The 20,374-nt window shown below is 69.2% G+C and carries 22 protein-coding genes; 11 read left to right on the top strand and 11 right to left on the bottom strand.

From position 1 onward, the window contains the following. Window positions 1-101 precede the first annotated feature (101 nt). Together fabA and fabB are read left to right on the top strand one after the other, a co-directional pair. A complete protein-coding gene (fabA, locus tag ASC65_RS00240; protein ID WP_056447867.1) occupies window positions 102-650 on the top strand; it encodes a 3-hydroxyacyl-[acyl-carrier-protein] dehydratase FabA in 549 nt (182 codons plus the stop codon). Between the two features lie 66 nt (window positions 651-716). Further along, entirely contained in the window at window positions 717-1,946 is a 1,230-nt protein-coding gene (gene fabB / locus ASC65_RS00235; protein ID WP_056447864.1) for a beta-ketoacyl-ACP synthase I, read from the top strand. Window positions 1,947-2,048: 102 nt separating this feature from the next. On the opposite strand, the gene ASC65_RS00230 is transcribed toward fabB, so the two are convergent. Further along, a complete protein-coding gene (locus tag ASC65_RS00230) occupies window positions 2,049-2,606 on the bottom strand; it encodes a hypothetical protein (RefSeq protein WP_156459497.1) in 558 nt (185 codons plus the stop codon). Between the two features lie 195 nt (window positions 2,607-2,801). On the opposite strand from ASC65_RS00230, the gene ASC65_RS00225 reads away from it, so the two are divergent. Further along, window positions 2,802-3,599 carry an enoyl-ACP reductase FabI gene (locus tag ASC65_RS00225; RefSeq protein ID WP_162245654.1) on the top strand — a complete coding sequence of 266 codons (798 nt, stop codon included), beginning with the start codon at window positions 2,802-2,804 and terminating at the stop codon, window positions 3,597-3,599. 3 nt (window positions 3,600-3,602) lie between these two features. On the opposite strand, the gene ASC65_RS00220 is transcribed toward ASC65_RS00225, so the two are convergent. The 6 genes from ASC65_RS00220 to ASC65_RS00195 all read right to left on the bottom strand — a co-directional run bounded on the left by ASC65_RS00220 (window position 3,603) and on the right by ASC65_RS00195 (window position 7,837). Further along, entirely contained in the window at window positions 3,603-4,013 is a 411-nt protein-coding gene (locus ASC65_RS00220; protein WP_056447856.1) for a VOC family protein, read from the bottom strand. A 26-nt stretch (window positions 4,014-4,039) separates the two neighbouring features. Then, a complete protein-coding gene (locus ASC65_RS00215; RefSeq protein WP_056447853.1) occupies window positions 4,040-4,249 on the bottom strand; it encodes a KTSC domain-containing protein in 210 nt (69 codons plus the stop codon). 35 nt (window positions 4,250-4,284) lie between these two features. Next, window positions 4,285-4,812 (bottom strand): ribosome maturation factor RimM, encoded by a 528-nt coding sequence (gene rimM, locus ASC65_RS00210; RefSeq protein ID WP_056447850.1) that lies wholly within the window; start codon window positions 4,810-4,812, stop codon window positions 4,285-4,287. Between the two features lie 145 nt (window positions 4,813-4,957). Continuing rightward, complete coding sequence (rpsP, locus tag ASC65_RS00205; protein WP_056447847.1) at window positions 4,958-5,533, bottom strand: 30S ribosomal protein S16; 576 nt, start codon at window positions 5,531-5,533, stop codon at window positions 4,958-4,960. 20 nt (window positions 5,534-5,553) lie between these two features. Further along, window positions 5,554-7,083 (bottom strand): signal recognition particle protein, encoded by a 1,530-nt coding sequence (gene ffh / locus ASC65_RS00200; RefSeq protein ID WP_056447844.1) that lies wholly within the window; start codon window positions 7,081-7,083, stop codon window positions 5,554-5,556. Window positions 7,084-7,276: 193 nt separating this feature from the next. Continuing rightward, window positions 7,277-7,837 (bottom strand): beta-class carbonic anhydrase, encoded by a 561-nt coding sequence (locus ASC65_RS00195; protein WP_056449085.1) that lies wholly within the window; start codon window positions 7,835-7,837, stop codon window positions 7,277-7,279. 178 nt (window positions 7,838-8,015) lie between these two features. On the opposite strand from ASC65_RS00195, the gene ppc reads away from it, so the two are divergent. Together ppc and ASC65_RS00185 are read left to right on the top strand one after the other, a co-directional pair. Then, complete coding sequence (ppc, locus tag ASC65_RS00190) at window positions 8,016-10,709, top strand: phosphoenolpyruvate carboxylase (protein WP_056447841.1); 2,694 nt, start codon at window positions 8,016-8,018, stop codon at window positions 10,707-10,709. 139 nt (window positions 10,710-10,848) lie between these two features. After that, window positions 10,849-11,151 (top strand): UrcA family protein, encoded by a 303-nt coding sequence (locus ASC65_RS00185; RefSeq protein ID WP_056447839.1) that lies wholly within the window; start codon window positions 10,849-10,851, stop codon window positions 11,149-11,151. Window positions 11,152-11,217: 66 nt separating this feature from the next. Here ASC65_RS00185 and ASC65_RS00180 read toward each other — a convergent pair whose 3' ends face one another. Beyond that, the gene (locus tag ASC65_RS00180) at window positions 11,218-13,407 is read right to left on the bottom strand and encodes a M3 family metallopeptidase (RefSeq protein ID WP_056447837.1); all 2,190 of its coding nucleotides are present in this window, start codon (window positions 13,405-13,407) and stop codon (window positions 11,218-11,220) included. Between the two features lie 122 nt (window positions 13,408-13,529). Here ASC65_RS00180 and ASC65_RS00175 point away from each other — a divergent pair, with 122 nt between their 5' ends. Genes ASC65_RS00175 through ASC65_RS00165 form a run of 3 tightly spaced genes read left to right on the top strand, consistent with a single transcriptional unit; the run spans window position 13,530 to window position 15,338 of the window. Beyond that, the gene (locus tag ASC65_RS00175; protein WP_056447830.1) at window positions 13,530-14,390 is read left to right on the top strand and encodes a glutamate racemase; all 861 of its coding nucleotides are present in this window, start codon (window positions 13,530-13,532) and stop codon (window positions 14,388-14,390) included. 5 nt (window positions 14,391-14,395) lie between these two features. Further along, a complete protein-coding gene (locus ASC65_RS00170) occupies window positions 14,396-14,764 on the top strand; it encodes an MmcQ/YjbR family DNA-binding protein (protein ID WP_056447827.1) in 369 nt (122 codons plus the stop codon). Window positions 14,765-14,813: 49 nt separating this feature from the next. Next, window positions 14,814-15,338, top strand: a complete 525-nt coding sequence (locus tag ASC65_RS00165) for a hypothetical protein (protein ID WP_056447824.1) — start codon at window positions 14,814-14,816, stop codon at window positions 15,336-15,338. Here the strand turns inward: ASC65_RS00165 and ASC65_RS00160 are convergent. Further along, window positions 15,314-15,955, bottom strand: coding sequence for a DUF2306 domain-containing protein (locus ASC65_RS00160; protein WP_056447821.1), 642 nt, complete (start codon window positions 15,953-15,955; stop codon window positions 15,314-15,316). The two genes, ASC65_RS00165 and ASC65_RS00160, sit on opposite strands and share 25 nt — an antisense overlap. A 104-nt stretch (window positions 15,956-16,059) precedes the next feature. On the opposite strand from ASC65_RS00160, the gene ASC65_RS00155 reads away from it, so the two are divergent. Both ASC65_RS00155 and ASC65_RS00150 read left to right on the top strand, forming a co-directional pair. Continuing rightward, entirely contained in the window at window positions 16,060-16,851 is a 792-nt protein-coding gene (locus tag ASC65_RS00155) for a LytTR family DNA-binding domain-containing protein (protein WP_056447818.1), read from the top strand. Window positions 16,852-16,946: 95 nt separating this feature from the next. Then, window positions 16,947-18,008 (top strand): hypothetical protein, encoded by a 1,062-nt coding sequence (locus tag ASC65_RS00150; RefSeq protein WP_156459496.1) that lies wholly within the window; start codon window positions 16,947-16,949, stop codon window positions 18,006-18,008. A 42-nt stretch (window positions 18,009-18,050) separates the two neighbouring features. Here the strand turns inward: ASC65_RS00150 and ASC65_RS00145 are convergent, their stop codons facing one another. Both ASC65_RS00145 and ASC65_RS00140 read right to left on the bottom strand, forming a co-directional pair. Further along, entirely contained in the window at window positions 18,051-18,584 is a 534-nt protein-coding gene (locus ASC65_RS00145; protein ID WP_056447811.1) for a carboxymuconolactone decarboxylase family protein, read from the bottom strand. A 103-nt stretch (window positions 18,585-18,687) separates the two neighbouring features. Beyond that, window positions 18,688-19,242, bottom strand: a complete 555-nt coding sequence (locus ASC65_RS00140) for a peroxiredoxin (RefSeq protein ID WP_056447809.1) — start codon at window positions 19,240-19,242, stop codon at window positions 18,688-18,690. 229 nt (window positions 19,243-19,471) lie between these two features. Here ASC65_RS00140 and ASC65_RS00135 point away from each other — a divergent pair, with 229 nt between their 5' ends. Then, the gene (locus ASC65_RS00135) at window positions 19,472-20,365 is read left to right on the top strand and encodes an SIMPL domain-containing protein (RefSeq protein WP_056449082.1); all 894 of its coding nucleotides are present in this window, start codon (window positions 19,472-19,474) and stop codon (window positions 20,363-20,365) included. Window positions 20,366-20,374 lie beyond the last annotated feature (9 nt).

Below are 20,374 nucleotides of genomic sequence, written 5' to 3'. Positions count from 1 at the left end.
CCGACGCGCCTCTACACACGACAGTTGAGCCCGCTCCCGGGCTCGTGTAACCCGGCCGCCACACCCGGCTTGAAGCGGCGTCCGCGCCGTCGGCCTTCGAGATGCGAGCGGTCCCTTTGACCCAATCCCAATATCCGTCGTCGTTCGACTATCAGGCCCTGCTGGCCTCGGGCCGTGGCGAGCTGTTCGGCTCCGGCAACGCCCAGCTGCCGGCCCCGCCGATGCTGATGTTCGACCGGATCACCCAGATCAGCGCCGACGGCGGCGAGCACGGCAAGGGCTATGTCGAGGCCGAGCTGGATATCCATCCGGACCTCTGGTTCTTCCAGTGCCATTTCATCAACGACCCGGTGATGCCGGGCTGCCTGGGCCTGGACGCCATGTGGCAGCTGGTCGGCTTCTACCTCGGCTGGATCGGCGGCCCGGGCCGCGGCCGCGCCCTGGGCGTCGGCGAGGTGAAGTTCACCGGCCAGGTGACCCCGGACATCAAGAAGGTCGTCTACAAGATCAACCTGAAGCGGGTGATCAATCGCAAGCTGGTCATGGGCATCGCCGACGGCGTGCTCGAGGCTGACGGCGAGGTGATCTACACCTGCAACGACATGCGCGTGGGCCTGTTCGGCGGAACCACGGAAGCGGTCGGCGGCTAAACCCCCTATATTCAGACAGACCGCGGCGAACGCGGCGACTGAGCGTTGATTTAGAAGGAAACTGCCATGCGGCGTGTCGTCGTCACCGGTCTGGGCATTGTCTCTTCCATCGGCACCGGGGCCGCAGAGGTCACCGCGTCCCTGCGCGACGCCAAGTCCGGCGTGCAGCACGCCGCCGACCACGCCGCCTACGGCTTCCGCTCGCAGGTCTGGGCCCCGCCCGCGCTCGGCCACACGGCCGAGGACTGGGCGCCGCACGTCGATCGCCGCGCCGCTCGCTTCCTCGCCAACGGCACCGCCTGGGGCCACATCGCCTTCGAGGAGGCGTTGAAGGACTCCGGCCTGACGCCGGACGAGATCAAGGACGAGCGCATCGGCCTCATCGTCGGCGAGGGCGGTCCCTCCACCCAGGTCATCCTGCAGGCCGCCGAGACCACCAAGGAAAAGGGCTCGCCCAAGCGCATCGGCCCGTTCGCCGTGCCCAAGGCCATGGCCTCGGGCCCCTCGGCCGTGCTCGCCACCTGGTTCGAGCTCAAGGGCATCAACTATTCGATCTCCTCGGCCTGCGCGACCAGCGCCCACTGCATCGGCGCGGCCGCCGAGCAGATCGCCTGGGGCAAGCAGGACGTGGTCTTCGCCGGCGGCGTCGAGGACATCGACTGGTCGATGTCGAACATGTTCGACGCCATGGGCGCCATGTCCTCCAACTTCAACGAGACCCCGGCCAAGGCCAGCCGCGCCTATGACAAGGACCGCGACGGCTTCGTCATCGCCGGCGGCGCCGGCATCGTGGTGCTGGAAGAGTATGAGCGGGCCGTGGCCCGCGGCGCCAAGATCTACGCCGAGGTCACCGGCTACGGCGCCAATTCGGACGGCTACGACATGGTCGCCCCCTCGGGCGAGGGCGCCGAGCGCTGCATGAAGATCGCGCTGGAAATGGCCGGCAATCCGAAGATCGACTACCTGAACCCGCACGGCACCTCGACGCCGGTCGGCGACAGCAAGGAGATGGGCGCGGTGCGCAACGTCTTCGGCGACGACCTGCCGATGATCTCCTCGACCAAGTCGCTGACCGGCCATTCGCTCGGCGCCGCCGGGGCCCAGGAGGCGATCTACTGCCTGCTGATGATGGACAACGACTTCGCCGCCGAGAGCGCCCACATCGAGAACCTCGACCCCGAATTCGAGGGCATGCCGATCCTGCGCAAACGCCACGACGGCCCGCTGAAGCACGTCATGTCGAACAGCTTCGGCTTCGGCGGCACCAACGGCACGCTGATCCTGTCGAAGGTCTGACGGCTGTCATCCCGGACGCCGCCCAGCGGCGATCCGGGACGGTCATCACCCAAAACCGGTCCTCCCGGCCAGTCGCAAGGACTGAGCCGACAAGGCGCGACCTCACAGCGGCCGCGGTCTCGGCACGCCGGGGGTTTCAGACAGGGCGGCCTCGATGCAGGCGGCGAGGGCGTCCTGGTCACGGTTCCAGTCGTTGACCCCGTGTATCCGGGCTGAGCCGGGCCACAGCCAGGTGTCCTGAACCTTGGCGTCAGCGGCCACCGCGCCGCGCCCAAAGCACAGCACGCGCATCTCGCCGCCCCGTGACAGGGACCCTCCCGCAACCGGGCTGCGGTCGTCGAAGGCCACCACGACGTGCCGTGGCGAGTCCGCCGTCAGCCCGTGCTGCAGGGAATAGCGCGCGCAGAAATCCAGGCCGTACGCCGGGCTGTCGTCCTCGCAGGAGCGGAAGTCGTCCAGCGGGAGGGTCGTATCGATCAGCCGGTAGCGTCCGAACCGCTCGTCTCCCAGGGCGGCCAGAACGTCTCGCCCGTGCTTGATCTGGCCGTGACGGACGCTATCGAGCGTAATCACCACTACAGCGACCTCGGGCCGCTGATCCTGCGCTTCGGGCGCCGTCTGCAGCACCAGCGCAGCCGCCAGTCCGACCCATGTCGCCATGACCGCCTCCATTTACGGTCAAGCTAGGACGGGACAGGCCGAGCGCACAACTCCACCAAAGCTGACGGCCTTCCCCCGCGTCATCGCCCCTGCTAACCCTCTCGCAAATCGCCTCAAGCAGCGAGCGACCGCGTCGCGAGCGCTAGGCCACCCAAGACGAGGAGACTTCCCATGGCCGCTGAGAGCAGCTGGAACATGCCCGCGGGCGAACTCATGAAGGGCAAGAAGGGCCTGGTCATGGGGGTCGCGAACGCCAACTCCATCGCCTGGGGCATCGCCCAGCAGCTGGCCGCCCAGGGCGCCGAACTGGCCTTCACCTACCTCGGCGAGGGCCTGGAGCGCCGCGTGCGTCCGCTGGCCGAGAGCGTCGGCGCCAAGGCCATCATCCAGGCCGACGTCACCGACGACGCCTCGATGGACGCCGCCTTCGCCGAGCTGGAGAAGACCTTCGGCACGATCGACTTCGTCGTCCACTCGGTGGCCTTCGCCAACAAGAACGAGCTGCAGGGTTCCTTCGTCGACAACACCACCCGCGACAGCTTCCTGCTGGCCATGAACATCTCGGTGTTCAGCTTCGTCGACGTCGCCAAGCGCGCCGCCAAGCTGATGCCGAACGGCGGCTCGATGATCACCATGACCTACCTCGGCGCCGAGCGGGCCATCCCGAACTACAACACCATGGGCGTGGCCAAGGCCGGGCTCGAGGCCGCGACCCGCTACATCGCCCGTGACCTGGGTCCCAAGGGCATCCGCGTCAACGCCATCTCGGCCGGCGCCATGCGCACCCTGTCCCTGGCCGGCATCTCGGGCGGCCGCGGCATGATCGCCCAGGGCCGGGCCATGTCGGCGATGAAGGAAGACACCTCGATGGAAGGCGTCGCCGGCTGCGCCCTTTGGCTCTGCTCGGACCTCGGCTTCTCGACCACGGGCGAAGTCATCCACGTCGACGCCGGCTTCCACATGATGGGCCTGGCGGGCGACGAGGAGGGCTAAACCTCACCCGTCCGTCGCGTCCGGGCCCCGATACGCCGCCTCGATGTTGTTGCCGTCGGGATCCAGCACGAAAGCTCCGTAGTACTGGTCCGCGCCTTCCCGCGGGCCCGGCGCGCCGTTGTCCGTGCCGCCCGCTTCCAGCGCGGCGTCGTAGAAGGCCTGCACCATGGCCTTGCTGTCGGCGCGGAAGGCGACGTGCATCTGGTTGATCCCGGCCTTCGAGCCCTCGGCCCAGTAGGACGGGATCAGCGTCCCGATCCACAGATAGGGGATGGCCTCCTCCTGGCTCTTGCCGAGGATGAAGAACTCGGGGTGCAGGGTCTTGGTCTGCAGGCCCAGGGCCTCGGCGACCGCGTCGTAGAAGCGGCGCGCAGCCTTCAGGTCGGTGACGACGATCCCGGTGTGATCGAGCATGGCGGGTCTCCGGTCAGGGCCCAGGTCTAGGGCAGGGCGATCTTCACCCGCTCGAAAGCGAAGCGATCGCGGATCCGTTCCGAGAAGAAGCGGCCCTTGGACCGCGCGACCCGGAGGCCTTCGGCCTCCATCGGCGGCACCTCCAGATAGGCGTAGACGTCGCCCGAGACGAAGGTGATGACCAGGCGGCGGGCCGGCTCGTCATAGGTCCAGGCGGCGATGACGCTGGAGGGCATGGCCGGGAAACGCGCGCCGCGCCCGGCGGCTCCGGTCAGTCCGGCTCGCGCTCGCCGACCTCGGTCGGCCGCACCGCCTCCAGCCATCCGTCGGCGAGGTGCAGCTCCGGCACGGCGTCGCGGGTGAAGGGCAGGTACCAGGTCGGGCCGCCGAGCGCCGGAGCGATCTCGAGCATGTCGCCGGCCCCGAAATTCTGCACCGACTTCACCGTGCCGAGCACGGTCCCTGCGGGCTCGCGCGCCTCCAGCCCGACCAGGTCGGTGAGGTAGAACTCGTCCTCGTCCGGTTCCGGCAGGCGGTCGCGGGGGATGAACAGCTTCAGCCCGCGCAGGGCGTCGGCCTGTTCCTTGGTGGCGATCTCCTTGGCCCGGCCGACGACGCCGTTCTTGTCGGGCCGTCCCGAGGTCAGGGTCAGGCCCGGCGAGCCGTCGGCGCGCAGCAGCACGCCGTAGCCGAGCAGGGCCGTCGGCTCGGCCGTATAGGCGGTCACCCGCACCTCGCCCTTGACCCCGAAGCCGCCGGCCACCTGGCCGACGAGGATCAGTTTGTCTTTGTCGGCCATCTTTAATCCCGCTCATCCCGGCGAAGGCCGGGATCCAGATCACAAATGCTGCAGTCCCATAGCAGAAGAGCAGCGCCTGGAGGTCCAGGTGCTGCTCTCTGTCATCTGGTCCCCGGCAGTCGCCGGGGTGATCGGATGATGGAAGTTAGCCTTCCGACTTCTCTTCTTCAGCAGCCGGAGCTTCTTCGGCGGCGGCTTCGGCCGGAGCCTCTTCCGCAGCGGCTTCAGCGGCCGGGGCTTCTTCAGCAGCCGGGGCCTCTTCGACCGCCGGGGCGTTCTTGGCGGCTTCGGCGGCGGCGGCGGCTTCTTCCTTGGCGCGGGCGGCGGCTTCAGCAGCCTCGACCTTGGCGGCGGCTTCGGCTTCGGCGCGGTCGGCTTCGCGCTGGGCGCGCTCGGCGGCGCGCTCTTGCGCCTTCTTGCCCGGCTGGGCCTTGTTCGGGTTGTTGGACTGGGTCCACTTGACCTTGCCGGCCAGGGCTTCGTCCTGGCTCAGGAAACGCGCGACGCGGTCGGTCGGCTGGGCGCCCTTGGCGAGCCAGTCCGAGATCCGGTCGGTCTTCAGGGTGACGCGCTTCTGCTCGCCGTCGCGCGGCAGCATCGGGTTGTAGGTGCCGACGCGCTCGATGAATTTGCCGTCGCGCGGGGCGTGCGAGTCAGCGACGACGATGTAGTAGTAGGGGCGCTTCTTGGCGCCACCACGGGCCAGACGAATCTTCAGCATTTTCAGTCTCTTTCAGGTAGTCAGTTCTTCTTGGGGAAGCCCGGAAGGCCCGGAAGCCCTCCCGGCAGTTGTCCGCCGCCCAGCCCGGCGAGCCGGTCCTGGATGGCTTTCATCTCTTCTTCGGTCGGCTCGGGCATCTTTCCGCCGCCCATCGCCTTGAGGCGGGCCATGTCGGGTCCGCCGCCCATGCCGCCGCCGCCGCCGAGGCCGCCGAGCATGGCGGCCATCTGCTGCATCTTCTTCGGCCCGCCGCGCGACAGCGACTTGACCATGTCGGCCATCTGCCGGTGCTGCTTGAGCAGGCGGTTGATGTCCTGGACCTCGACGCCGGCGCCGGCGGCGACGCGCTTCTTGCGGCTGGCGTTGAGCAGATCGGGCTTCTTGCGCTCGGCCTTGGTCATCGAGCTGATGATCGCTTCTTGGCGGGCGATCATGCGGTCGTCGATGTTGGCGTCGGCCATCTGGGCCTTCATCTTCGCGACACCGGGCAGCATGCCCATGATGCCCTGAAGACCGCCCATCTTCTTCATCTGGGCCAGCTGGTTCGCCAGGTCGTTCAGGTCGAACTGCCCCTTGGCCAGCTTGCGGGCCATGGCCTCGGCCTTGGAGGCGTCCAGCTCCTGGCTGGCCTTCTCGACCAGCGCGACGATGTCGCCCTGGCCCAGGATGCGGCCGGCGACGCGACGGCTGTCGAAGACGTCGAGCGCGTCGACCTTCTCGCCGGCGCCCAGGTATTTGATCGGCAGGCCGGTGACGGCCCGCATCGACAGCATGGCGCCGCCGCGGCCGTCGCCGTCGGCGCGGGTCAGCACCAGGCCGGTCAGCGGCAGGCGCTCGTGGAAGGCCTTGGCGGTGCGGACGGCGTCCTGACCGGTCAGGCTATCGGCGACCAGCAGGGTCTCGACGGGCTTGGACACGGCGGCGACTTCCGCCACTTCGGCCATCAGGGCCTCGTCCAGGGTGATGCGGCCGGCGGTGTCGAGGATCAGGACGTCGAAGCCCTGCAGCTTGGCCGACTGCAGCGCGCGCTTGGTGATCTGGACCGGGCTCTCGCCGGCCACGATCGGCAGGGTCGCGACCTCGATCTGCTTGCCGAGGGTGGCCAGCTGCTCCATCGCCGCCGGACGGCGGGTGTCGAGCGAGGCCATCATGACCTTCTTGCGATCGAACTTGGTCAGTCGCAGCGCCAGCTTGGCCGAGGTCGTCGTCTTGCCCGAGCCCTGCAGGCCGGCCATCAGGATGACGGCGGGCGGCGTGGCGTTCAGGTTGATCGGGGTCGGCTCTTCGCCGCCCAGCATCTCGACGAGGCCGTCGTAGACGATCTTGATGACCTGGTCGGCCGGCTTGACCGAGCGGATCACCTCTTCGCCGGTGGCGCGCTCGGTGGCGAAGGCGATGAAGTCCTTGACGACGGGCAGGGCGACGTCGGCCTCGAGCAGGGCCACGCGCACTTCGCGCATCGCCTCGGCCACGTCCTTTTCGGACAGGGCGCCGCGGCCGGTGATCCGGTCGAAGACGCCTGTCAGCCGCTCGTTCAGAGCCTCGAACATTCACTACCTCGTTGCGACGGGTGAAACGGCTCCATACGACAACGGCCCCTGGCGACGATCACGTCGGCAGGGGGTTCTCGCCTGCCTCGTCTGGTCGAAACCAGGGTCGTGCAGGTGGAGACGCGAGGTTCACTTGCGTCGGAAGCGGCGGCTTATGAGGGAAAATGGGCCGTTTGTCGAATCGGCGCAGCCCTCATGCCTCGACCGGCAGCAGCCGCCCAGTCTTCACGTCGTAGATGAAGCCGTGCACCGGCACGTCATCGGGGGTGAGCGGGTGCTCGCGGATCCGCTTCACGTCGTCGACCACGCTCTTGGACAGGTCCTTGAAGGCCAGCCACTGGACGTAGTGGCCCGCGGTCGAGCCGCCCTCGGAGGCGTTATTGCTCCACGCCTTGCCGTCGTAGCTGGCCGTCGCCCGGCTGGTCTCCAGCAGGGTCGCGATGATGTCGCCGTCGAACAGCGCCATGCCGCAGTCGGTGTGATGGATGACGAACCACTCCCTGGTGCCCAGCAGCTTGTGCGAAATGACCAGCGAGCGGATGGCGTCGTCGCTGGCCCGGCCGCCGGCGTTGCGGATCACATGGGCGTCGCCCTCGGCCAGGCCGGCGTATTTGGCCGGGTCGAGCCGGGCGTCCATGCAGGTGAGGATGGCGAAGCCCCGGGCGGGCGGCAGGGCCAAGTCGCCCTTGTCGAAGCTTTCGGCGTAGGCGGCGTTGGCCGCGGTGACTTCGTTGTAGATCGGACTCTTGGACATGGCGTTCTCCATGGCGAGGTCCCCGACCCCGGCAGTAGGCGCACGGATTTGCTGCGCCGCAACACAATTTGTACGCAATGCAGCAAAGCTGGGCCGCAAAGCGCCGTTCGCGCGGTTGACTCGCTCGGCCTGGAGGTCGCCTCTTCTCTCCCCAGCCGCCCCAGAGGGACGCCGCTCCATGATCCAGGCCGCCGACGACCGTTTGCGCGACGAGGTCCGACTGCTGGGCGGCCTGCTCGGCGAGGTCATCCGCGCCGAGGGCGGCCAGGCGCTCTACGACCGCATCGAAGCGGTGCGGCAGGCCTCGGTCGCCTATCACCGCGACGCCGCGGGCGACGCCGCCCGGCTCGAGGCCCTGCTGGCCGACCTGTCGCTCGACGACGCCGTCGGCCTGGCCCACGGCTTCGCCGTCTTCTCCCTGCTGGCCAATGTCGCCGAGGACCGGGCCGGCAAGCGCCGGGCGCGCGAGCAGTCCGCAGCCGGGGCCCGCCCCGACACCCCCGAGGGCGCCCTGCAGCGCCTGGCGGAGGCGGGGCGTTCGGCGGGCGAGGCGCGAGACCTGCTGGCCGGGGCCCTGGTCTCGCCGGTATTGACCGCCCACCCGTCCGAGGTCCGGCGCAAGAGCGTCATCGACCGCATCGCCTCGGTCTCGGACCTGCTCGACGCCTGCGACCACGACGACGACTTCTGCCGCCCGGACGTGCTGCACGCCGGGCTGCGCCGTCAGGCGACCATCCTGTGGTCGACCCGGCTGGTGCGCCAGGCCGGGCTGGTGGTCCAGGACGAGATCGACACCGTCGTCTCCTTCCTCGAACGCGTTTTCCTGCACGTCGCCCCGGCCCAGCTGGCCGACTGGCGCAAGCGGCTCGACGCCCCGGACCTGCCGCCCTTCATCCGCCTGGGCACCTGGGTCGGCGGCGACCGCGACGGCAATCCGAACGTCGACGCCGCCGCCCTGAAGGCCGCCTTCGCCACCGCCGCCCGCTCGGTGCTGCGCTTCTATCTGGACGAGGTGAACGCCCTTGGAGCCGAGCTCAGCCTGTCGGGCTCGATGAGCTCGGTCTCGCCTGAGCTGGCCGCCCTGGCCGGGGCGTCCGGCGACCGCTCGCCCCACCGCGCCGACGAGCCCTACCGTCGGGCGCTCAGCGAGATCTACGCCCGGCTGGCCGCGGTGCACCCGATCCTGACGGGCCAGCCCGCGCCGCGCGCCGCGGCCTTTGCGGCCGAGCCCTACGTCGGGCCGGAGGCCTTTCGCGCCGATCTGGCCGTGCTGCGTGACAGCCTGATCGCCAACCACGGCGCCGTCTTCGCCGACGACCGCCTGACCCGGCTGATCACCGCCGCCGATGTGTTCGGCTTCCACATGGCCACCCTGGACCTGCGCCAGAACTCGGACGTGCACGAGCGCGTCGTTGCGGATTTGCTCAAGGTGGCCGGCGTCTGCCCCGACTATTCCGCCCTGGACGAAGAAGGCCGCCTCGCCGTGCTGGCCGCTGAGCTGGCCTCGGCGCGGCTGCTGTTCAGCCCCTTCGCCGACTACGCCGAGGAGACGCTCAAGGAGCGGGCCATCCTCCAGGCCGCGGCCGAGGCCCTGGCCCGCTTCGGCCCCCAGGCCATCCGCACCCACATCGTCTCCAAGACCGACGCCGCCTCCGACCTGCTGGAGGTCTATCTGCTGCTCAAGGAGGTCGGGCTCTACCGGCCCGAGGATCCGGCCGCCTGTCCGATCCAGGCCGCCCCCCTGTTCGAGACCATCGGCGACCTGCGCGCTGCTCGTCCCACGCTCGAACGCCTGCTCAAGGAGCCGTCGGCCCTCGCCGTGGCGCGTGCGCGCGGGGTGCAGGAGGTGATGATCGGCTATTCGGACTCCAACAAGGACGGCTCCTACCTGACCTCGACCTGGGAGCTGCACGAGGCCTCGCGCGCCCTGCTGGAGGTCACCGACGCCGCCGGCCTGCGACTGCAGCTGTTCCATGGTCGAGGCGGGGCGGTCGGCCGCGGCGGCGGCTCCAGCTTCGCCGCCGTGCTGGGCCAACCCCAGGGCACGGTCGCCGGCCGCATCCGGGTGACCGAGCAGGGCGAGGTCATCGCCAACAAATACGGCGAGCCGGAAGTCGCCCGCCGCAACCTCGACGCCCTGACCTGCGGCGTTCTGCTGGCCTCGCTGGCCCCGCCGCCGGACGCGGAGCTGACCCGCCGCCACGGCGCGACCCTGGCCCGCCTGTCGCAGGCCTCGATGTCGGCCTATCGGGCCCTGGTCTATGAGACAGACGGCTTCGTCGACTATTTCCGCGCGGCCACCCCGATCGCCGAGATCGCCGACCTGAAGATCGGCTCGCGCCCCGCCTCCCGCTCGTCCTCCACCGCCATCGAAGACCTGCGCGCCATCCCGTGGGTGTTCAGCTGGAGCCAGAGCCGGGTCATGCTGCCGGGCTGGTTCGGCTTCGGTTCGGCGGTCGAGGGCGTCGACCCCGACGAGCTCAGGGCCATGCACCGCGACTGGCCCTTCTTCCGCACCCTGCTGCAGAACATGGAGATGGTCATGGCCAAGGCCGACATGACCATCGCCCGCCGCTACGCCTCCCTGGTCCCGGATCAGGCGCTGGCCGAGCGCATCTACGCAGACATCCGTACGGAGTGGGATCGCACTGAAGCGGCGGTGCTGGCCATCACCGGCCAGGACGCCCTGCTCGGCGGCCAGCCCGAGCTCGACCGGTTGATCCGGCTGCGCATGCCCTACGTCGAGCCGCTCAACCATGTGCAGATCGAACTGATCCGCCGCCGCCGCGCCGGCGACGACGACCCCCGCGTCCGCGCCGGTATTCTGCTGGCTTTGAACGGCGTTGCAGCCGGTCTACGCAATAGTGGGTAAGTCTTTGGTCTAGAGGCCAAAGATGTCCGCGAAATAATCTTCGTCTTAATTTCGGCGCCGTCGACACACGGCGCTGAAACACGCCGCGCGCACCACTTGAGCGTCGCCGACAAGAGCGACGAACGCTCAGGAGATCGACATGAAGGTGCTTTACTCCCTGGCCGGCGCTGCCCTTCTGCTTGCCGCCGCCGGCTCCGCCTCCGCCCAGGAGGCGCGGATCCGTTACGGCGACCTCGACCTCGGCACCGGACGTGGCGCCGCCACGTTTGACGCCCGCGTCGACGCCGCCGCCGAGCGGCTGTGCCGCCATTCCCGGCGGCCGGGCAGCCTGATCAGTGATCGCGCCTACTGTCGCGAGGCCACGCGCAATGTCGCGGTCGATGAACTCCCCCGCAACGCCCAGGCCGACTACGCCCGGGGCAAGGCGGCGTTGGAGATCTGATCGACGCGAAAAGGCCCGGCGGAATTCCCTCCCGCCGGGCCTCGTCCGTCTGCGTAGCGCTCGACCTTAGGAGGTCGGGAAGCCGCGCACCTTGAGCAGGGCCGCGACGTCCGGGTTGCGGCCGCGGAAGCGGCGATAGGCTTCGCCGCGGTCCGAACTGTTGCCCTCGGCCAGGATGATGGCCTTGTAGCGGCTGGCGATGTCCGGATTGAACACGTCGCCCGACTCTTCGAAATAGGCCCAGGTGTCGGCGTCCATGACTTCCGACCACATGTACGAATAGTACCCGGCCGAGTAGCTGTCCGACGTGAACAGGTGATTGAACTGCGGCAGGCGGTGCCGCATCACGATCTCCTTGGGCATGCCGTAGCGCGCCAGGCTCGCCTTCTCGAAGGCGTCGATGTCGGTCGGCGGTGTCGCCTGGGTGTGCAGGTCCATGTCGACCAGGGCCGACGACAGATAGCTGACCGTGTCATAGCCCTGGTTGAAGGTGCCCGAGGCGTCGATCTTGTCGACCAGCGACTGCGGCATCGGCTGGCCGGTTTCGACGTGCTTCATGTAGCCGTCGAGGATCGGACGCGTCAGCACCCAGTGCTCGTGCACCTGCGACGGATATTCGACGTAGTCGCGCGGCGTGTTGCCCAGGCCCGGGTAGGTGATCTTGTACGACAGATAGTGCAGGGCGTGGCCGAACTCGTGGAACAGGGTCGCGGCGTCGTCCAGCGAGATCAGGATCGGCTCGTCGCCCTCGGCCTTGATGAAGTTGTTGTTGTTCGAGGCCAGGGTGTTCTTGACCCCGTCATAGGTCGAGTAGCCGCGGTACGAGGTCATCCAGGCGCCCGAGCGCTTGCCCGGACGGGCGTAGTCGTCGGCGTAGTACAGGCCGATCGGACGGCCGCCGTCCTTGACCTCATAGACCGTCACGTCCGGATGGAAGACCGGCACCGTGCCCGGAGCCAGCTTCTCGAACGTGAACCCGTACAGACGGCGGGCCATCTCGAACGAGCCGGCGCGGACGTTGCTGAGCTCGAAATAGGGCTTCAGCTCGTTCTGATCGAGGTCGTACTTCTGCTTCCGGACCTTCTCGGCATAGTACAGGTAGTCCCACGGCTCGATGTCGAAGCCGGCGATCGCGCGCATGTCGGCGACCTCCTCGGCGACGCGGGCCTTGGCCGGCGCCCACACCCGGTTCATCAGCTCGAAGGCCGCCGCCGGCGTCTTGGCCATGGTGTCCTGCATGCGCAGTTCGGCATGGTTGTTGTAGCCGAGCAGCTTGGCGCGCTGCATGCGCAGCTTCACGATCTCGGCGATGATGGCGTTGGTGTCGTTGGCGTCCTTGTTGTCGCCGCGGTTGACGAACTTGTTCCAGACCTGCTCGCGCAGGGCCCGATCGTCGGCGAAGGACAGATAGGGGTCGACGCTCGAGCGGGTGTTGACGATGGCGTAGCCCGGCACGTTGCGGGCCCGCGCCGCAGCGGCGGCGGCGGCCTTGTTGGAGGCCGGGAGGCCGCGCACGCCCGCTTCGTTCGGGATGTGGGTGAAGGTGTTCTCGTCGGCCACCACCTTCTGGCTGAAGCTGGTGAAGGCGTTCGACAGGGCGGTGTTGATGCGACCCAGCTCGGCCTTCTTGCCGGCGTCCAGGGCGGCGCCGCTGCGGATGAAGGCGTCGCGGTTGCGCACGGCCAGACGGGTCTGCTCGGCGTTCAGGCCTGCGGCCTCGGCGCCGTCGGCCACCGCCTTGATGCGGGCGAACAGCTTCTCATTGAAGGTGATCTCGTCGCCGGCGGCCGACAGCAGGGGCGACAGCTCGGTGTCGACGGCGTTGTAGTCGTCCGACCCGATGTTCTGGGTCATCACGCCGTACAGGTTGCTGGCGCGGTCCAGCGGCTCGCCGGCCATCTGCATGGCGACGATGGTGTTGGCGAAGGTCGGCGGCTCGGGATTGTCGGCGATGGCGGCGATCTCGGCGCGCTGCAGCTCGATGCCTTCCAGCAGGGCTTCACGCAGCTTGGGCGCGGTCACCTTGTCCCACGGGGGCACGCCCTCGTACGGGCCGGTCCACGGCTGCAGCAGTTCGGCGCGCGGGGTCTGCACCGGCAGGACGGCGCGCGCGATGCGGGCGTCTTCGGCCAGGCTCGACGGCGCCGTCGAGCCGGAGCCCGAACCCCCGCCCGATCCCATGTCGGCGCCGTTGGTGGCGCAAGCCGAGAGGGCCACGAGGCTGCCTCCTGCGATGAAGAACTGGCGACGATGCATGGACAAACTCCGGGGGTTCAGATCGTTCCCCGATACCTAGGCCCTCTACGGCCCCGCTGTCACATGACAGGCCCGTAATCTTGGACATGGACGGCGAGGAGCCGCCCCGCTAACACGCCGCCATGGCGATTGGCGTTTTCGACTCCGGCGTGGGCGGACTGACGGTCCACCGCGAACTCACTCGGCGGTTCCCCGAGCGGGACTTCGTCTATCTGGCCGACCAGGCCAACGCCCCCTACGGCGGCCGCGGCGGCGAGGAGATCGTCGATCTGACCCGCGCCGGCTGCGAACGCCTGTTCGAGGCCGGGGCCAATGTCATCGTCCTGGCCTGCAACACCGCTTCGGCCATCGCCCTGCGTCGCCTGCAGCAGACCTGGGTGCCCGAGGCCCGCGCCCGCCACGGCCGGCCGATCAACGTGCTGGGCATCATCGTTCCGACCATTGAGGCGGCCACCGGCCTGCCCTGGACCTATGAGGCCGAGCGGGCCCGCGAGGAGGGCGAGAAGAAGGAGGCGATCGAGATCACCGGCGTCTTCTGCACCGCCGCAACGGCGATGAGCCGGGTCTATGAGATCGAGATCGACAAGCGTCGCGAGGACCTGGCCGTCTTCTCCGAAGCCTGCCCCGGCCTGGCCGGCCTGATCGAGCTCGGCGCCACGACCGACGAGCTGAAGGTGGTGGTCGACGAGCATGTCGACGCCCTGCGCCGGCGCATCGGCCGCCACCCGGACAAGGCCATCCTGGGCTGCACCCACTATGAGATCGTCGCCGACCTGTTCGCCGCCGCCCTGCCGGAGGGCACGCCGGTGATCCACCAGCCCAGCGCCGTCGCCGACGCCCTGGACCGCTATTTCCAGCGCCACCCGGAGTATCTGCTCGGCGGCTCCGGCCGGCGCGACTTCCTGACCTCCGGCAAGCCGGGCCCGCAGTCCGAACTGGTCGGACAGTTCTGGGGCGCGCCCCTGACCTTCCAGCCCGCCTGACGTCGATGAGCGCCCCCGCCGACGCCGCTGACCAGCTGCGGGCCTTCGGCCTGACCTATCCGGAAGCCCATCTGAAGAGCCCCTGGCCGGGGCACGCGGACCTGGCGGTGAAGGACAAGACGTTCGCCTACGTCAGCGCCGCCGGCGAGCCGTTCAGCCTTTCCTGCAAACTGCCCTTCACCGGCCCCGAGGCGCGCGAGATGAGCTTTGTGCAGCCGACCGGCTACGGCCTGGGCAAGAGCGGCTGGGTCACGGCCTCCTGGCCCGACGACGTCGCCGACCCGATGGCGATGTTCCGCGCCTGGATCGACGAGAGCTACCGCGCCCAGGCCCCCAAGAAGCTGGTCGCCCTTGCCCCGGCTTTCGCGGGCTGACTTGACCTGCGGCGGCTTCCGTCGCCCGATGGCGGCGGGAGGATCGACCATGATGAAATCCGTGTGGGGCGCGCTCGCCGCCCTGGCCGTGTTGGCTTCGGCCTCGACCGCCGCCGCCGAGGTCGTCGCGCGCACCGCCGACAGCTTCACCCTGCGCTATGAGGTCGGCGCCGAGATCGATCCGAGCGACATCCCCGGCGCCCTCGTCGACGTCGGCCGCTGGTGGGACAGCGACCACACCTACAGCGGCGACGCCGCCAACATCACCGTCGACCTGACGCCCGGCGGTTGCTGGTGCGAGAAACTGGCCGATGGCACGCAGTTCGAGCATGGCAGGGTCGTCTCGATCGCGCCCGACCGCATCGTCTTCGACGCCCCCTTCGGACCGCTCAAGGGCAAGGCGACCAAGGCCGTCCTGACCGTCACCTGGCCGCCGGCCAACGCCGGCTGGACCCCGACCTGGGAGATGGTGGTCGAAGGCCCGGGCCTCGGGGCCATGGCCGACGGGGTCGACGGCGTCATGGGCGCCGGCTTCCAGCGCTGGCTGCGCTACCTGGAGCGCGGCGACGTCTGAAGCGCCATCGGGGACGCCTCCGGCCAGCCACTCAACCGAATCCACAGCTCGGCGACCAGCAGGTTGGGGACCCAGCACAGGAAGGCGACCCACCGGTAGCCCTCGACGAAGTCCAGACCGGTCAGCGGGATCAGCGGCAGCATGATCCTCAGGGTCACGGCCGCAAAGGTCAGCGACAGGCTGCGGATCATCCAGCGGCGGTGCTGGCCGAACTCGCCGGCCACCGCCTTGCGCCAGCCCAGGACGGTGGTCGTGAACCAGGCGATCGCCAGCAGGCCGAAGCCCCAGTGCGCCATCGGCCCCGCCGTGCTGGTCAGCGCCAGCCCCAGGCCCGCGACCGCCCCAACGAGGCAGGCGAGCACATAGACCCGCCCGGCCCAGCGGTGCCACACGCGGCGCGGGCCGCGGCGGGTGACCGGCTGGAAGATCCCGAGCGCCAGCGCCGTCACCCCGCCCGCCACATGGGTCAGAAAGACCAGAGGCCGCGCGTCCAGATGAAAACGCATTCCCTCGACCATGATGGGGGTCGGCAGCAGATACCGGGCGCTGAACAACGCCACGCCCAGACACATCAGGGCCATGAGGCCAAACACCATCGTCGCCGCCGCTCGCTTCATCCGTCCGCTCCTTCGAAACAGGACTGCCGCTTGAAACGGTTGCGCCGGGCGTGTCAGCCTTGATTTCGCGAACGGGTTCGACCGCTTCGCCAACGGAGCGGGGCGTGACGATCGAAGGCGTGAAGCGCGGCCTGGCCCGTCTGAAGCTGGGGCGCACCGGCGTGGTCGAGCTGGTCGGCTTGTCGCTGTTCGGCGCCTTCCTGGCGGCCATCGCGGCCTTCAACACCGAGGAGGTCCCGACCCTCCCGCGTCATCTTTACTGGCAGTTCGCCCTGGTCGGCGGGGGCGCCATCGGCGCCCTGATCGAGCCCTGGGTGGCGCGGCTTGTCCCCGGACGCCCGCGCCTGTTCGCCCTCGCCCAGATCGTCGCCATGACTCCGCCGATCTCGCTCTGGGTGGCGCTGATCCCGGCCATCCTGTTCGGCCAGAGCTTCGGCTTCGAGCGGGTCCTTCTGACCATGCCCAGCGTGCTGACGATCAATGTCGCGGTGGTCGGCCTGGCCTGGCTGACCCGCTCGGCTCTGCGCCCGCGCGCCGAAGCACAGCCCTCGCCGGAGGTCGCCCCGCCGGCCATCCGGGCCAAGCTCGCCCCACGGCTGGCCCGGGCCCGGCTCGTCGCCGTCGAGGCCGAGGACCACTACCTGCGGATCCGCACCGAGGCGGGATCGGAGCTGGTCCTGATGCGCTTCGGCGATGCTCTAGAGGCGCTGGGCGCCGCCGACGGCTTCCAGACGCACCGCTCCTGGTGGGTGGCGCGCACCGCCGTCCAGACGGCCAGCTGGAAGGCCGGCCGGGGGGAGCTGATCCTGTCAGACGGATCGGCGGCGCCGGTCAGCCGCACCTACGCCGCCGCCCTGAAGGGGACGGACTGGGCCGCGCCGGTCGGCCCGGGCTAGTCAACGGCGAGCGATAACGTCAAGCTTGGCGGCGGCGGAAGCGTCGTTTGTCACCGCCGGTAGGGGGAAGTCGGATGACCTGGAAGACCGGCCTGTTGGGGCTGATGCTCGCAGCCGCGGCGTTTGATGCGTCAGCCCAGTCGCGGGACACGCGCCTAATGATCAGCGAACCCGTTCAGGGCTACGCCTTCTACAACCGGCCCGGCGCGAGTCTCGACGAGCACGACGAGGCGTATCGGGATTGCTTCGTCGCCACCAATATCCGGCCCAACGGCTCGGCTCCCTCGCAGGGGCTGGCGTTTGCAGTGATCTGGGGCGGCGTGCTTCAGGCCATCGGGGCCTCAGCGGCCGAGAACTGCATGATCGCCAAGGGTTGGCGCGTGTTCCAGCTGCCCGAGGAGGAGGGTCGCGCGCTGTCGCGACTGTCCGACGAAGAGTTCACGACCCGCTTCGCGCCCATGGTCGGCGCGGCGACGCCGCCCGGGCTTATGGCCAGGCAGTGGGATAATCAGGCGGCCCATCCGGCGCGTTATCACACCCCGTCCCGGCCGCGCGCGCCCAGCCGACATCAGCTCAGCGTCCGGTCGTTCGGACTGAAGAATTTTCCGCTCCAGTTGCGCACCTACGACGAGGCGGCGGGCGCTCCGTTGACCGGCAAGCGCGGCGTAGCCCTCGACCGGATCGGGGCGCCGGCGGCGGGGAACGCCATCATCATCGTGCGAGCGGTGGGGCGACACATGAGCTTTGCCCGGACGCCGGAAACGGGCGGCAATGCCGTTTTCTTCATCAGCGGCAATCGAGAGGGCGCTTGGCAGGCCTTTGAAGTCCCCGCGGGGCGCTGGCGGATCAGCGGGACGGGCTGGGTGAACCACTGCCTCGGCTCGGCGGCCTTCGACGTGGCGCCGGGCGAGGTCGTCTACGCGGGAACCTTTGACCTGGTCGGCGAGACCCTTGGACCGGTCCTGAACGCGGCGGACGTGCCTGGGCGGCTGACCGCTGACTTGGCCGGTCGCCTGCGCGTGGCCGCCTATCAGAACGGGTCCACCGTCCCTTGCGCCTATGGGAGCGGGATCTACCCCCTTGAGATCCCTGGCGCGCCGTTCGAGCCGGGCTACCGCTGGGGTAGCCGCGCGGTCTTGGCGACGCCTGCGCCGTGAAGGAGCGAGGGGCGAGCGGGCCGCCCCTCGATGCTCAGTCGATCAGTTCGCCAGCGCCGTTTCCGAGGCCACGATGCGGCTGGCGGCGTGGACGACGGCGCCGATGCGCAGGGCGGCCTGGATCTGGGTCGCGGGCACGCCGTGCTTGCGCAGCTCGCCCTCGTGGGCGTCCAGGCAGGCGCCGCAGCCGTTGATGCCCGAGACCGCGGTCGACCACAGCTCGAAGTCCATCTTCTCGACCCCCGGATTGGCAATCACGTTCATGCGGAGGCGCGCCGGAATGGTCGTGTACTCCTGGTTCTTCATCAGGTGCAGCGACCGGTAGTAGATGTTGTTCATGCCCATGATGGCGGCGGCCGACTTGGCCGCGTTCATCGCCTCGGGCGACAGGATGGTCGCGGCCTGGGCCTCGATCGCCTTCACGACCGGGCCGACGCCGATGGCGTGAGCCGAGGCCAGGAAGCAGCCCCACTTCTGCTGGTCGTTCAGCACCGTCTCCGAGGCCAGCGAGCCAAGGTTCAGGGAGATGTCCTTGGCGTAGGCCGGAATGAGGTCGCGCAGGGCGTCGATGGACATGGGGAGGCTCCGCAGTGGCGAGTGACGAGTGGTTAGTGGCGAGTGGTGGCGAGCAACGCGCGGCGAACCTCGCCACTCGTCACTCGCCACTCGTCACTTCAACTTAAGCAGCGAGCGTCTCGCCGCCCACCGGGCGGTTGCAGGCGCACAGCTCGTCGGTCTGCAGGGCGTCGACGACGCGCAGGGTGTCGGCCGGGGCGCGGCCCACGTTCAGGTTGGTGACGTAGACGTGCTGCACGACGTTGTGCGGGTCGACCACGAAGGTGGCGCGCAGGGCGACGCCCTCTTCTTCGTTCAGGACGCCCAGGTCGCGGGCGAACTTGCCGCCGTTGTCGGCGAACTGCCAGATCGGCAGGGCGTTCAGGTCGGCGTGGTCACGGCGCCAGGCCAGCTTGACGAATTCGTTGTCGGTCGAGCCGCCGAGGACAACGGTGTCGCGGTCGGCGAAGTCCTTACCGAGCTTGGCGAATTCGGCGATCTCGGTCGGGCACACGAAGGTGAAGTCCTTCGGGTAGAAGAAGATCACCTTCCACTTGCCTTCGAAGCTCTCGTTGGTGACGGCCTCGAACGCCGAAACGCCGCCTTCTTCGTGGCTGTTGAAGCCCGGCTTCACGCCGATGATTTTGAATTCCGGCAGTTTTTGACCGACGCCCAGCATATGGCTGTTCTCCTGGCAGTTCTGGAAAAAGGAAGCTTGGAGCGCCGTCGTCCGGCGCCGCAGCCGCGAAATGGCCGTTGCGGTGCACAAAGTCAATGATTGGAAACTGCTTTTCTCCATAGATAATACTTATGGAGCTCATAGGGCTGACGGCTCCTGACGATTGGGCCCTGGAGGCTTCTCGCGGTCCATGCGATCGGCCAGCGTGCAGGCGAACAAGGAGCCCGCCATGCGTATCGTCGTCACCTCGCTGCTGATCGCCGCCGCCCCCGCCGCGCTTTGGCCGGCGCCGGCCCTCGCCCAGACTCCGCCCGCCACCATCGGCGAGCGCTACGTCCCCGCGCCGTGGTGGATGCGCGAACCGGTCATCGCCTCGGTCGGCCACGTCCGCACCCAGGTTCCGGCCAACCGCGCCGGCTTCAGCGGCTCCTATCAGGCGGTCGAACGCAGCGCCGCGGAGGCCTCGCGCAAGGCCGCGGAGCGCGTCCGCGCCCTCAGCCAGGCCCTGGCCGCCTACGGCCCCGAGGTCGTCCGCGTCGAGACCACCGTCTCCACCCGCCCGCTCTATGACCAGTACCGGGACGAACAGGGCGTCGTCCGCGAGAACGCCCGCGCCGACCAGATCGAGCGCTACCAGGCCGACGCCACCATCACCGTCACCGTCCGAGATGTGCGCCTGCTCGAGCGGGTCTACGCCACCGTCGTCGCCTCCCAGCCGACCTCGATCGGCCAGGTCTGGTTCAACCTCGAGCCGGACAATGCGCTGAACACCTGGCTGCAGGGTGAGGCGGTCAAGGACGCCGCCAACCGCGCTCGCGCCGCCGCCTCCAACGCAGGGGCCTCGCTGGGCGGGGTCAAGGTCATCGACCCCTCCGGCCGCGCCTGCGAGACCGACGTCCTGGCCGGCTGGCCCGCTTACGGCGGCGAAGAGATGCCGACCGATGTCGTGGTGACGGGCGCCCGCGCCTTCGCTCCGGCCCCGCCGCCGCCGCCGCCGCCCCCGCCGCCGGGCGGCGCGGCGCCCACCGAGGCGCAGATCGAGGCCGCCCGCCTGGCCCTCCAGCCGCCGCTGCGCGAGCTCAGCGACCGCGCCTGCGTGGTCTATGCCCTTGGTACAGGTTGACGCCTAAGC

It is taken from the genome of Brevundimonas sp. Root1279 (assembly GCF_001425945.1).
In the GTDB taxonomy this organism is placed as follows: Bacteria; Pseudomonadota; Alphaproteobacteria; order Caulobacterales; family Caulobacteraceae; genus Brevundimonas.
The sequence above is the reverse complement of the archived record's forward strand: the minus strand, read 5'-3'. Positions and strand labels throughout refer to the sequence as shown.

Bases quoted from the DNA above. Each gene is read 5' to 3' on its own strand.
- fabA (WP_056447867.1), top strand. From the start codon at position 102: ATGCGAGCGGTCCCTTTGACCCAATCCCAATATCCGTCGTCGTTCGAC.
- fabB (WP_056447864.1), top strand. From the start codon at position 717: ATGCGGCGTGTCGTCGTCACCGGTCTGGGCATTGTCTCTTCCATCGGC.
- ASC65_RS00230 (WP_156459497.1), bottom strand. From the start codon at position 2,606: ATGGCGACATGGGTCGGACTGGCGGCTGCGCTGGTGCTGCAGACGGCG.
- ASC65_RS00225 (WP_162245654.1), top strand. From the start codon at position 2,802: ATGCCCGCGGGCGAACTCATGAAGGGCAAGAAGGGCCTGGTCATGGGG.
- ASC65_RS00220 (WP_056447856.1), bottom strand. From the start codon at position 4,013: ATGCTCGATCACACCGGGATCGTCGTCACCGACCTGAAGGCTGCGCGC.
- ASC65_RS00215 (WP_056447853.1), bottom strand. From the start codon at position 4,249: ATGCCCTCCAGCGTCATCGCCGCCTGGACCTATGACGAGCCGGCCCGC.
- rimM (WP_056447850.1), bottom strand. From the start codon at position 4,812: ATGGCCGACAAAGACAAACTGATCCTCGTCGGCCAGGTGGCCGGCGGC.
- rpsP (WP_056447847.1), bottom strand. From the start codon at position 5,533: ATGCTGAAGATTCGTCTGGCCCGTGGTGGCGCCAAGAAGCGCCCCTAC.
- ffh (WP_056447844.1), bottom strand. From the start codon at position 7,083: ATGTTCGAGGCTCTGAACGAGCGGCTGACAGGCGTCTTCGACCGGATC.
- ASC65_RS00195 (WP_056449085.1), bottom strand. From the start codon at position 7,837: ATGTCCAAGAGTCCGATCTACAACGAAGTCACCGCGGCCAACGCCGCC.
- ppc (WP_056447841.1), top strand. From the start codon at position 8,016: ATGATCCAGGCCGCCGACGACCGTTTGCGCGACGAGGTCCGACTGCTG.
- ASC65_RS00185 (WP_056447839.1), top strand. From the start codon at position 10,849: ATGAAGGTGCTTTACTCCCTGGCCGGCGCTGCCCTTCTGCTTGCCGCC.
- ASC65_RS00180 (WP_056447837.1), bottom strand. From the start codon at position 13,407: ATGCATCGTCGCCAGTTCTTCATCGCAGGAGGCAGCCTCGTGGCCCTC.
- ASC65_RS00175 (WP_056447830.1), top strand. From the start codon at position 13,530: ATGGCGATTGGCGTTTTCGACTCCGGCGTGGGCGGACTGACGGTCCAC.
- ASC65_RS00170 (WP_056447827.1), top strand. From the start codon at position 14,396: ATGAGCGCCCCCGCCGACGCCGCTGACCAGCTGCGGGCCTTCGGCCTG.
- ASC65_RS00165 (WP_056447824.1), top strand. From the start codon at position 14,814: ATGATGAAATCCGTGTGGGGCGCGCTCGCCGCCCTGGCCGTGTTGGCT.
- ASC65_RS00160 (WP_056447821.1), bottom strand. From the start codon at position 15,955: ATGAAGCGAGCGGCGGCGACGATGGTGTTTGGCCTCATGGCCCTGATG.
- ASC65_RS00145 (WP_056447811.1), bottom strand. From the start codon at position 18,584: ATGTCCATCGACGCCCTGCGCGACCTCATTCCGGCCTACGCCAAGGAC.
- ASC65_RS00140 (WP_056447809.1), bottom strand. From the start codon at position 19,242: ATGCTGGGCGTCGGTCAAAAACTGCCGGAATTCAAAATCATCGGCGTG.
- ASC65_RS00135 (WP_056449082.1), top strand. From the start codon at position 19,472: ATGCGTATCGTCGTCACCTCGCTGCTGATCGCCGCCGCCCCCGCCGCG.